The organism is Alteromonas sp. 38 (assembly GCF_902506055.1).
GTDB lineage: Bacteria > Pseudomonadota > Gammaproteobacteria > Enterobacterales > Alteromonadaceae > Alteromonas > Alteromonas lipotrueae.
Window position 1 is genome coordinate 2,434,447 of record NZ_LR733300.1, and the last position, 11,968, is coordinate 2,446,414.

The window sequence follows — 11,968 nt, forward strand, 5'->3', positions numbered from 1 at the left end:
GTAGCGCATGCCGTTGCACTGTTTTTAGATTAATTGGATTAGAGCAGGCCAGTGATTCAACTTACCTTTTGCGCGCCAGTATATTTTTTATACTGGCGTTTTTGTTTATACATGGCTTCGTCAGCGGCATCTACCCAGTTTTGGGCAGTCACAATATTTGAATCCCATGTATGCCACCCCAAGCAAAAAGACAGAGAGGTTCCGGTGGTAGTGGAACTATCTTTTCCACTATTCACATTACTGTCTTGGCTAGCGCCGGAAGCTGCTAATTCACTGTCAAACTCACTGTCAAATTCAATTTCGAATGAGGTTTCTGCTAAGCGTTCAAAAAATACCTCAGCATCGGTGTCATTTGAACCAAATAAAAGCACAACAAATTCATCGCCGCCTAACCGAGCAAAGCGGTCGGTTTCTCGTAGGAAATTTTTCATAATATCTGAGAAGCCCACCAATGCTTTATCACCGGCTTTATGGCCAAAGGTGTCATTGATACTCTTAAAGTCGTTAAGATCGATGAATACAAGCGTTGAAGGTTGCTGACCACGGTTTATTCGTTGTATTTCTCTATCTAATTGAATGAACATCTCTCGTCTATTTGAAATACCGGTGAGTGGATCTGTTTTGGAAAGATACTCTAGTTTAGAAATCGCCTCTAACAACGCTTGTTGTTGCTCTTTTTCATAAGAAACATCGTCAGCGGTGCCTACCACCAATATCTGTTGCTCATTCTCATCAAATAGTGGCATGCCTCTATCGTGGATATATTTTACCTCTCCCCGACTGTTTTTGATGCGATATTGTAAATCCCAGCTTTCTAACGGTTTCGCTTTATATGCCTTTTCTACAAGCAAGCGATCGTCTTCATGAACATAAGATAAAAATGCATCAGGCTTAGTATGCAACTCATATTCATCACGCCCGTAAATATTACGATAACCCTCGTTAATGTAATGGATGCGGGTTAACTCTGGGTTCGCAACCCAAACAAAAGAATGCGAAGAAAAAGCTGCTACTATCTTGCTGAAAAGCGCCTCTGCTTTATAAAGCTCTGATTCAATGCGCTTCTTATCATCGATATCTTCAACGACAGAAATAAAATAATCTGGCTCACCGTTTTCATCACGAACCAAAGTGACCGTTAATTTTCCCCAAACGTTATGACCTTTAGCATGAATGTATTTTTTTTCTATGCTGTAAGTATCTATTTCGCCGCGAAGCACTTGGTGAAGAAGATATAAATCCTCTTGAATATGTGAGGGTTCTGTAATGCTTTGAAACGACATTTTGATAAGTCTCGCACTCTCATAACCTAAAAAGCCGCTTAGCTTGCTGTTCACACGGATAAAATCACCGTGCGGGCTCACATGCGCTAATCCCACGCCACATTGCTCAAATGTTTTTTCGAAAATATTCTTTTCTCTCATAAGCCCCGTACTATCCATTCACTACCCGCTACGCTACGTTTTCAATTCACACTTTTAGTGTAGTCAACATTTCTAAGCTGGGATGAATTACGAAGACTTTTAAAAAAATTACTCCTGTTTTTGGGCATAACGCACTTACTTCATTTGCATCCCACAAAAACCGCACAATAAACAGACAGCCAGTGGCTTTAACATCGCGTTACGCATTTTCAATATTTAATACAAGACAACGACAAAATTACACTTACCAGTTTACTTTTTCTGAAATTACAATAAACTACACCGTGCAGTTTACTTTGTTGGGGTTTTATATGCTTCGCAATTTTTTCACTTTAGGGTTCATATTAATGATCAGCACCAACGCATTGGCGACTAATGGTTTACAAGCAAATGTATCAGACGGAAAATTTAAAAATTCTGAAATAGAGTATAAAACTGAATTGTCATCTATTTGGAAAATCACTAAAGCCTACCTTACCGATGATCGCGAATCAGCAGTACCTGATTTCCCGATCCCTGTTATTCCGGTGACCCGTGATGCCCTATTGAACCTAAACCATGATGCTATCATTCGTTTAGGTCACTCCAGTGTGTTGCTTAAAATTGACGGAGAGTTTGTACTGTTAGACCCCGTTTTTAGTGAACGAGCCTTCGCCGTAGAATGGCTTGGCCCTAAACGTTTTCACGACACGCCCATCAGTATTGATGAATTACCGCCTATTAAAGCGGTTATTATTAGTCATGATCACTACGACCATTTAGACAAATCGGCAATCAAGAAGCTCGCTCATATTACAGAGACATTTGTTACTCCCCTTAAAGTGGGAAACCATTTACGAAAGTGGGGCGTGCCCAATGAGCAAATTGTTGAGCTAAATTGGTGGCAAAGCACTTCGGTGTCATCTATGACTTTTACTGCTACCCCTTCCCAGCATTTCTCTGGCCGTGGGCTATTTGATAAAGACAAAACGTTATGGGCAAGCTGGGTGATAAAAGGTGAAAATACCAACCTATTTTTCAGTGGCGATTCTGGCTATTTCGGCGGGTTTAAAGACATTGGCGAGCGCTTCGGGCCTTTCGATTTAACCTTAATAGAAACCGGTGCCTACAACGATATGTGGTCAGAAATTCACATGCTACCTGAGCAAAGCTTGCAAGCTCATATTGATGTTAAGGGGCACATCATGATGCCCATTCACAATAGTACGTTTGATTTAGCACTGCACAATTGGTTTGAGCCTTTAGAAAAAATTACGCAACTGGCTACTGAAAAGCAGGTAACAGTTTCTACGCCTAAGTTTGGCGAAGTGGTTAATATCAACCAGCTGCCTAAATCACTAAATGTTAATAACGAGCACAAGACTGCTAACGATGTGAGTTCATCCACTACTGACACTCATTTAAAAACGGCTACTGAATCTGGCGCAGAAGCGATTAGTGGAGCACCTCGTCCTTGGTGGTATCCGCCATTGATGTGACTGTGGGGCAACGGAAAAATTAGAAAGCCCCCAATAAGATCATAAAAAGCTCACCGCATTACTGCGGTGAGCTTACTTTCAGCGATAGAGAGCAAAGCCTTTAGCTTTGATTACTTGCAAGGAAAAGTACTTTTAAACTATTTATCCTTAAACAAATTAACCGCTGTAGTATTACTGCCCAGCAACTTCTTCCGTATCTTTGGCATTCCAATTTAAACGCATGTCCCACTTAAAGCGATGTTCTGGCTTCAGCGGTGGTTGTGCAGCATCAATATGGCTTAACACGTTGGTGGCCTCTGTGAGTGTGGCATCGCGGCCAAATAAGTAACTTTGTTCTTGTACAATAGTTAAATAAGCTTTATTTAATGCTAATGCACGCTCGGGGCTTGGTGTTATCAGTTCATAGACAGACGCAGCTTTACTTACTTTTTCAGCATTCACCATGCCGTTATCAGTAAACCATTTGGCTAGCATCTCGCCATTTTGGCGAAATTCGTCGCCCCCACCTACACGCTGCATGTAAGTAAGAAATTCACCTTGCTCTTCATTAATGTTAGGTACATCTTCCATGGCATGCAGGTTGATATACCCCCAGCCATTGCTGCCTGGCACTTTGCGCGCAAAAGAGAAGGTTTGATCGAATGTAGAGCCTACGGTTTTATGGCATCCATTACAAAACGCGAGCTCTTGATCATGCTGAGCGCGCAATTCACCTTGCTCATTTTCAATAAAGCCATTAATGGTCCAGCCAAAACCGTTTTCAATGCCCTGCTCACCTAAATAGCGAGTTTGCGGTAGGTTTTCAAAGTGCTTGTCTTTGGCTTCTGCATAATAAGCTGAAGCTAAACTTTCCCGGCTTCGAAAACGGTGCTTTTGCATATAGCGTACTTCTTTCATGCGCTCAGCGTTGTAAATATCGCCGTTCTCATCCACCCCTACATAGCGTACGGTGTGCAAAAACTCTGTGCCTTCTGGGAACAACATATGTGCAAGCTCAATATCAGCCGCGTCGCCAATATAGTTAGGCCGGCGCACCATGGTTGTCACCCGTTCACTTAATGCTTTGTCGCCGCTTATATCAAGACCCAATACTTTTTCATTAATGCCCAGTACTGGCAAGGCATCTACTTCTTTGAGCGCCATTTCAACCAGGGTTAAATTCGCTAAATAGACATCACGGCTGTACTCCCCTTTGTGCTGTTGGAATGCACTAGGTAAGCGAATCATAGCATCGCCCGTTGAGCCATTGGTGGGCCAAAATGTACTGGGGAAAGGTTTGTAGTTATACGACACCCACCCGCTACTGTCTTTCGCAAGACCGTCTTCATCAAACGCAGCGGCACCAGCACTTAAGTTTTTAATATGCATATAGCTTGGAATAGTGCTATCGCCTTCGATGGCGGCAGTATAGTTATCTTGGGATATGTATTTTAAAATGGCATCGTCTTCTATGCCCGCGATTAATTCTCGTCTATCTATAAACAGATTTTTCCAGCTGTTGGTTAGCCCAACATCTGAGAATTCGTAATTCCCTTGTAGTGTACCGTCGCCCATTTGATTAGGGCGCTTTTCGGCGCGATCATAACTTTGATGACACGCATAACACGGGTTATTTTCACCTTGGGTTTTGGTATAGCACTGAGGCGGGATAACCGATTCAGGATTATAAACTTCGTTATGCGCTATGTAGGCTAACGCGGGAATGGCATCACCCTCTTGATAAGGGTAAATGTTCGTCTCTTCTGCTAGCACGGCTTCAACTTGCTCGGCAGGCGAACACGCAAATAATAAGGGCAGCATAGCCGCGGTTAATAAAGGAAGTGATCTAATTTGTATTTTCATAATAGTAACAACGACAAAATCCGGGCACAAATGTGCCCGGATGAATTAAAAGGAAAAACTTACTTATCTGCTGGCTCGTACATCCACAGCGTATTGTTTTCCTGGAAGCCGTCTTCACCAATTAAAATGCGACCATCGTTCATTACAACTACGTTGTCAGGTTGAGATAGCTGATCTACGTCACAGCGTTCTGCACCAGTTAGGCTTGACCGGAAAGTGCCGCCCATAACAACAGGTTCGATGCGGGTGATGTCATAGCCAGCTTCAAGACGTGCACGATAAACACCGCCACAATCTTTAACACGAGCTGAAAGCTGAATATCACCTTCATCATCAACCATAGTGTTATCTAAATCGGCAATACCGATATAGAGGTAAGCATTCTCAACCACTTCACCGTCAATGGTATCGGTACCTTCCACGGCTTCTTCAACGCGTTTAAGGTTAATTGAAATACCTTCAAGCTTACGCCATTCTGCAGTGGCCCCTTTCGCGCGAGCAGCAGCTCGTGATTCTAAGAATGCGACACGGTCGTCCATGGGTTCGCCAGCCGTTTGGCTGCTTCCGCCATCTTCAACAGTAGGGTAAGTAGCATCGCCATTTGCCCACGCTTCTACATCAGCCATCGTAATGTAAGAGCTTTGGCCTTCTACATAGTCATCAGTGCCAATGCCATTGTATTCATCAACCCACGCACGAATAGTCATGTTGTCGCCACTGGCAAGTTCAACCCACTCAACCGCAAAGCCCGTTGTGGCTGGGTCGTTTTGGCCAATATCTTGAGTTAATTTTGCGCCATAGAGCGTACCTGCTGAAAGGTCTTCAGCTGTATCAGCAACAAATTTGAACAGCACACCACCGGTATCATCTTGCGACAGATAAACGGTTTTTCCATCAGGCATTACTGTCGAGTTTTCATGTTCGTAACGGCCCATTGCTAGGTGTTTAACAATAACTGGCTCATCTGCAAGCGGCTCGGTCACTTCGGCAATGTAACCATAATTATATGGGTTTGACGCATCTGGTGCGGTCATTTGCCACATACGACCAAGGCGCGCTTCAGTGGCTACCGCTTCAGGATTATTCCAGTTAGGCGATGTAGTTGAATCTACCGAAGAATCAACGACCCACTCTTCTGAGGTTAGCGGAGTATTCCAAGGTGACATTGAACCAAAACAGTTGGCCGCTGTGCCCCATACTGGCGAGAAATCAAGCATCATGGCTTCGGTGACTTGCCACATACCAAAGTCATCTTTTTCAACTTTCATTCGGCTCATGCCACCTGGAAGTTCTTCCCAGTTTGAGAACAAGTAGCCTTCGCCAGCATCGGTAGAAATGAACCCATTAAAATCTGGCATATCGTTTTCTAAAACCAGCTCTTCGCCATCTAGTGTATAGATGTGGCCTAGCCCTTCAGGTAACTCAGTACCAAAAGTGTCGCCCGTTTGACCAAGTACTTGGTATTGACCAATAGCTGAAACCACCACTTCTTTTTCTTCATCAGAAGCAGGTACAGGTGAATTAGGCAGCGTAACAGGTAAGTTATTGAAGTTAGCACCGGCTAACACACCTACCGTTCCTGTATTAATAGGCATGGCATTAACGTCGTTAGTCACTGAGTTAGTGCCTGATGGATGTTGCACGTTGAAGAAAAGATCGCCTTCGTCGGTCAAGAAAATTCCGGTAACTTCTGCACCTAAAGGAACTGTCGCAATACGGGTTAATGTTCCCGCTGTATCGCCTTCTTCACCTTTATCGCCTTGCTCTCCCTGTTCACCTTGTTCTCCAACAGGGCCTTGCTCACCAATTGCTCCCGCGACACCATCTTCACCGTCATCGCCTTCCAATGAACAAGCAGAAATACCAAAGGCTACCGCTAAAGCTAGCGCCGAATATTTTAAATCGCGTAAACGTTCAATTTTCATCAACTATCCTTTTAATAATCGTTAGGTTGAGATGAGACTGCTTCCTTCATCTCTAAAATGGTCTTAGCGGCAAATATAGTGAGGACGTTATATGACTGGCCCATTACACATTGCTTACATAAAATTGAAGGTTTCTTGACAAAGGTAAAGTTGGCCACCTTGATACAAAGAAATAGGTGTGATAACTAATGAGTAGAGATAACCCTGTTTTTTTATCGCGTTCAGATAGCAAACTAGGTATGTAAATTAACAACCATGATGCAAACAATATCTGTTCAATTTATACCCATTGAGTAAGTATAACTTTGTAAGCATAAGCCATTAATTTTTCAGCTAATGCTATAGTGCTAGGAGCAGTTAATATCTACTGGTTTATAAGTGATAATTATCGATAAAAATTTTCAGAATAAAGGGTTATTTAACGCGCGTTGGCTTAACGCTTTGGCGATCTTACTTTTTTTATGCTTGACTCAAATGTCTGAGGCTCAAACTAGTCTTGCATCCGAAAGCGCTTCAAACCCATTTTTAGGCGTTCCCGATTTTGAAAGTACACGCAGCGTTATTAATGACATTAGGCAAAACAAACTTGATTACCTGCGCAACAAAGAAAAACTAGAAAGTGCCTTTAAAGTCAGCAAGGAAAAAGGCTGGGAGGAACTTCACTTAGAAGCAGCAGCGCTTTATTCTGAACTCCTCTTTAGAGAGGAAAAATATGCCGATTTAATGGCTCATTTATCACACTATTTAAATGATAACGAATTAGTAAAGCGAAAAGATATTTATCTACTTTTCTTAGAGACTAAACTAAAGGCTCTTGCCAGAATAGATGATCCCACCCCAGCAAAAGATCTTTCTAAAAACTTAGAAGCGCAAATCTCGCAACACTCACTAAATGAAAAAATCATTATTTTTCGCGCTTTGGCTTATTACTATACGGCTAATGATGCGTTGAGAAAAACGCTAAGTGCAGCGTTAGAGGGCCTTGAATTAGCAATAAAAAGCGATGACTTCCCTTCGCAAGGCTATTTTTACAGAAAGATAGCAGATGCTTATGGGTACTTAGAGGAAGATGAGGACAAAGCAGTAAGTTACGCAAAAAAGGCGGTAGAGACATTCGAGAAAACAAATGATGGGCTTTTTACGGCAAAAGCGTATTGGAGCTTGGGTAATATACTTCTTGAGACTGGCGATTCACAAAATGCCTTAGTCTATCTAAACAAAGCCTTAGCCTATTTTAAAGACGTTAATATGAATAAAGGGCTCGCTTTTGCCCAATACTCAATTGCAAATATTCAATATCTTCAGGCCAATTACGATAAAGCCTTATCATTAGCAAAAGAAAATATCGAACTTGCTCGCACCGCGGGCATTGATGATATGCATCTTGCGTCTATGATTTTACTTTCGAATATTTATATAAAACAGGGCCATTTAGATAAAGCCGAGCAAGTCAATGACGACGTTTTTGCACTTGTAGATAATTTTAGTCGAAGCATTTATAAAGCGGATTTTTTCAGTGAACGCTATACATTGAAGCGAGAACTAAACCGCATTGATGATGCATTTGATGCCATAGAAAAAAAGCTTTTGTATACTAAAAAACACTTTGAGGCCACCAGCGAAAGCAACATTAAAGCCTTACAAGTACAGTTTGAAGTAAAAGAAAAAGAAGACACAATCCGTAAGTTAGAATACCAAAAAGATATTAGTAACCTTCAAGCTAAAGAGGAATACCAGCAAAAAATTATATGGCGCTTAAGCACTACTATTGCTTTTATTTTAGTTCTTGTCGCCTTGATTTTAGTTTACAGACAATCACTCCAACGTAAAAAATATCATCGTATGGCATCCACCGATCACCTGGCGAACTGTCTTAATCGTCGGGGAATACTGGCTACTGCCAACACTAAACTTGCGCAACAAAACATAACGGTCGCCATAGTTGATTTAGATTACTTTAAAAAAATTAATGACGAATATGGACACGATGTGGGTGATTTAGTGCTGATTGCTTTTGCCAATGCTGCAAAAGAGACACTGTCTAAACATGATGATTTTGGCCGTTACGGCGGCGAGGAATGGTTATTCGTTTTACATTCGTCGGACGAAATTGTAGTTCACCAGATGTTTGAGCAGCTAGCTGCAACTTATCAAAAGTACTGCAACAACATCGATGCCATTAAGGAAGATTTAAGCATGACGTTTAGCGTTGGGGTATCGCTTGGGAATAAATCGAACAGAACATTAGATACGTTAATTAAGCATGCCGATAATGTGCTCTATCAGGCAAAAGAAAACGGTAGAAATCAGGTGATAATAAATTGAATCTAAGAAGTGGTGCGACTACCCTGATTCGAACAGGGGACCTCTACCATGTCAAGGTAGCGCTCTAACCAACTGAGCTATAGTCGCAACTATACTTCGGCAGAACTGCCTGAAGGACGGCGCGTATCATAGCGATGCGCAGTGCGTCCTGCAAGCTTATTTTGTGTTTAAGGTGTGTGTTTGATTGATTTGCCACCATTTATTGAAAAAGTGAGCCTTTTCACACCGAATTAAGCGTTTTCGCGCTGCATAAATGGCAACGGCTTGATTTTATCAACAATGCTGCCATCACTCGAAATTTTCATAAAGTACTCCCCTAACCTATCGGTTTCTTGCAATACGGTTTGCCAGTACTTAATACGGGTAGTGGCATCGAGTTGCTCGAAGTCTTTTCGATCTGGAATTTTACCATATGGCAGGCTTGCAACGAACTCGGCAGAAGGCACAAGCATGACCACATTATCGTAACTGTTTTTATGTGCAACACGGCGCTTTAGCCCTTTATCGAACCACCCCGGAATGGGCTTAGGGTAAAAGTGTGGAAATAACACTAAACCTTTGTCAGGGCCAAATTCTAGGTCAAAATGATAGTCAACAATACCACCATCACGATACATAGCTTGCGGGGCACCCGCAATATCTCGTATTCCTTCTAGAACAACAGGAATAGCACCGGAAGCAAGCAGTGCGTTATGGATATTTTCGTTATTTAATTGGTAATGCTCGGTGGGTAATTGATACGGGTCTTTAATTGAAAATTCAGTATTAGGCGACGAAAAAATACAGCGGGTGTAATAACGCCCCAGGTTTTTCCGCGTAACCGCGTTAGCAGCAGCACTCATAGCAAGGCCAGACAGCTGCGAAAACTTATGCTCGCGTCGAGTCGCGCCTAGGCATTTGGCGACGAAGATGTGTGCTTTAAATCGCTCGTTGGCCAACACCTCTTTTTTGCCTTCGCTATTGACCATTTCTTTTACCAAAGCTTCTGCTTTGCGGGTTATTTCCGCAGGCGTTGGTTTATCACTATAAGTGGTGGTTGAATAGGAAGTGGCTAGCCGATTTATGGCTGCAAGCGGGTCATCTTGAACTGCACAGATAGCCCTAAATGCACCCGCAGACGACCCTATAACATGTATTTGATGTGCGACATGACTAAACCACTCAGGAAACAGTACTCTGTCTAACCCTGCAAGTGAAAACCATTTTGGACCGCCTGAAGCGCCGAGAAAATAACTAAATATTTCGGGGTGAAAGCCTAGCTGCTTAATGGTATTCATTGCCCCATTGCCGGCATAAATTTCTAGCGGTGCCACGTGTTGTCTCTACTATGATGTTTGCGTCTAATTTATCAGTAAAAGCTGTAAAATCAATGAGCCGTCCATCACCTTTATGAAACCAGTACTATAAGTGGGCGCTTATGTAGGAAGTTTCCACCTGTGTAAACAAATCATCACACATCACCATTTCGCAAAAACCCTATCGGCACCACGCAATTGATTTACTTATTATTAATATTTACGCTACATAAATAGAAGCGTTAAGCATCAGTAGTATTTAAAAGGTGGGTATGGTGAATCAATTAACTTATTTGTCGGGTTTTAATAATGAGCATGAAACTGAAGCCTTGCCTAATGCACTACCCAAAGGGCAATTTAGCCCGCAGAAAGTTAATTATAAACTTTACGCTGAGCAGTTCAGCACCAGTGCTTTTACAACGCCCAGAGCCGAAAATAGACGCAGTTGGACTTATCGAATACGACCCTCTGTCGCCATGGGTGATTTTTCACCTTATAAAAACACACAGCTTCAAACTGGCCCTGAAACGCAATCGCCGTGCCCGCCAAATGTAATGCGTTGGGATCCTATCCCCCTTCCCGATGAGAGTAGCAACATAGACTTTATTGAAGGTTTAGTGACCATAGCCACGAACGGCGACGCTAATCAGCAAACCGGTATGGGCATTCACTGCTACAGTGCGAATTCGTCTATGGGGAATAAGGTATTTTACTCATCCGACGGTGAGATGCTGTTCGTTCCACAACATGGAAACATGGAAGTGAAAACTGAGTTTGGCAAATTACACCTAACCGCGGGTGAAATTATGGTGATCCCTCGTGGGGTTCGCTTTAGCGTTGCCCCTATCGATGGCGCAATTCGTGGGTATATTTGTGAAAACTATGGGCAGTCATTTGTTTTACCAGAACGAGGACCCGCAGGGGCAAACGGGTTTACCAATCAAAGAGACTTTTTGTACCCCACTGCGTGGTTCGAAGATGTAGACACGCCCCATGTCATCATTAACAAGTTTTGTGGCCATTTATACCAAGCCCCGCTTCCGCATTCGCCCTTTGATGTAGTGGCTTGGGTGGGTAATTCAGCGCCTTACAAATATGATCTTAAGTGTTTTAACGTGATCAATACCGTCAGTTTTGACCACCCCGACCCTTCCATATTTACGGTACTGACCTCGCCTTCTGAACTTGAAGGCACTGCCAACGTTGATTTTGTCATTTTCCCCCCACGCTGGATGGTGGCTGACAACACCTTCCGCCCGCCTTATTTTCATAGGAATGTGATGAGTGAATTTATGGGGTTAATTGAGGGTAGTTATGATGCTAAAGAAAAAGGCTTTGCGCCTGGCGGTATGAGTTTACATAATTGCTTTACCCCTCATGGCCCCGAAGCTTCTTTATTTGAAGCTGCCTCGAATGCCGCATTAGCCCCACAGAAATACGAAAATACACTGGCGTTTATGTTTGAGTCTCGCTTTCCTATCGCCCCAACTGAGTTTGCACTTAGTACCTCTCTTCGCCAAACAGACTATATCGATTGTTGGAAAGGATTAACGAAGCATTTCGACGGTAAGATATAGGCACCAAAATAGTGGGTATTTTCTTAGTATGTATTCATATATGAACATTACTCGGTTGCGCACAAATAAAAATAAAACATTTAAATTCATATATTTAAAATA

Annotated in this window: 7 protein-coding genes and 1 tRNA gene; 3 read left to right on the forward strand and 5 right to left on the reverse strand. The window is 42.6% G+C overall.

From position 1 onward, the window contains the following. Window positions 1–56: 56 nt before the first annotated feature. Window positions 57–1,424, reverse strand: a complete 1,368-nt coding sequence (locus FLAVO9R_RS10520) for a diguanylate cyclase (RefSeq protein ID WP_232370627.1) — start codon at window positions 1,422–1,424, stop codon at window positions 57–59. 311 nt (window positions 1,425–1,735) lie between these two features. Between FLAVO9R_RS10520 and FLAVO9R_RS10525 the strand changes: the two genes are divergently transcribed. After that, on the forward strand, window positions 1,736–2,902 hold the full coding sequence (locus FLAVO9R_RS10525; RefSeq protein ID WP_159531097.1) for an MBL fold metallo-hydrolase: 1,167 nt from the start codon (window positions 1,736–1,738) through the stop codon (window positions 2,900–2,902). A gap of 171 nt (window positions 2,903–3,073) precedes the next feature. Here the strand turns inward: FLAVO9R_RS10525 and FLAVO9R_RS10530 are convergent, their stop codons facing one another. Next, window positions 3,074–4,744 (reverse strand): hypothetical protein, encoded by a 1,671-nt coding sequence (locus FLAVO9R_RS10530; RefSeq protein WP_159531099.1) that lies wholly within the window; start codon window positions 4,742–4,744, stop codon window positions 3,074–3,076. Window positions 4,745–4,803: 59 nt separating this feature from the next. Then, entirely contained in the window at window positions 4,804–6,669 is a 1,866-nt protein-coding gene (locus tag FLAVO9R_RS10535; protein ID WP_159531101.1) for an alkaline phosphatase PhoX, read from the reverse strand. Window positions 6,670–7,056: 387 nt separating this feature from the next. Between FLAVO9R_RS10535 and FLAVO9R_RS10540 the strand changes: the two genes are divergently transcribed. Then, window positions 7,057–8,994: a tetratricopeptide repeat-containing diguanylate cyclase gene (locus tag FLAVO9R_RS10540; RefSeq protein WP_442858577.1), complete on the forward strand. Its 1,938-nt coding sequence runs from the start codon at window positions 7,057–7,059 to the stop codon at window positions 8,992–8,994. Between the two features lie 10 nt (window positions 8,995–9,004). Here the strand turns inward: FLAVO9R_RS10540 and FLAVO9R_RS10545 are convergent. Both FLAVO9R_RS10545 and FLAVO9R_RS10550 read right to left on the reverse strand, forming a co-directional pair. Next, window positions 9,005–9,081, reverse strand: a tRNA-Val gene (locus FLAVO9R_RS10545). A gap of 143 nt (window positions 9,082–9,224) precedes the next feature. Further along, window positions 9,225–10,307 (reverse strand): patatin-like phospholipase family protein, encoded by a 1,083-nt coding sequence (locus FLAVO9R_RS10550; RefSeq protein ID WP_159531105.1) that lies wholly within the window; start codon window positions 10,305–10,307, stop codon window positions 9,225–9,227. A gap of 257 nt (window positions 10,308–10,564) precedes the next feature. On the opposite strand from FLAVO9R_RS10550, the gene hmgA reads away from it, so the two are divergent. Continuing rightward, window positions 10,565–11,866: a homogentisate 1,2-dioxygenase gene (gene hmgA / locus FLAVO9R_RS10555; protein WP_201299301.1), complete on the forward strand. Its 1,302-nt coding sequence runs from the start codon at window positions 10,565–10,567 to the stop codon at window positions 11,864–11,866. Window positions 11,867–11,968 lie beyond the last annotated feature (102 nt).

Bases quoted from the DNA above. Each gene is read 5' to 3' on its own strand.
- FLAVO9R_RS10520 (WP_232370627.1), bottom strand. From the start codon at position 1,424: ATGAGAGAAAAGAATATTTTCGAAAAAACATTTGAGCAATGTGGCGTG.
- FLAVO9R_RS10525 (WP_159531097.1), top strand. From the start codon at position 1,736: ATGCTTCGCAATTTTTTCACTTTAGGGTTCATATTAATGATCAGCACC.
- FLAVO9R_RS10530 (WP_159531099.1), bottom strand. From the start codon at position 4,744: ATGAAAATACAAATTAGATCACTTCCTTTATTAACCGCGGCTATGCTG.
- FLAVO9R_RS10535 (WP_159531101.1), bottom strand. From the start codon at position 6,669: ATGAAAATTGAACGTTTACGCGATTTAAAATATTCGGCGCTAGCTTTA.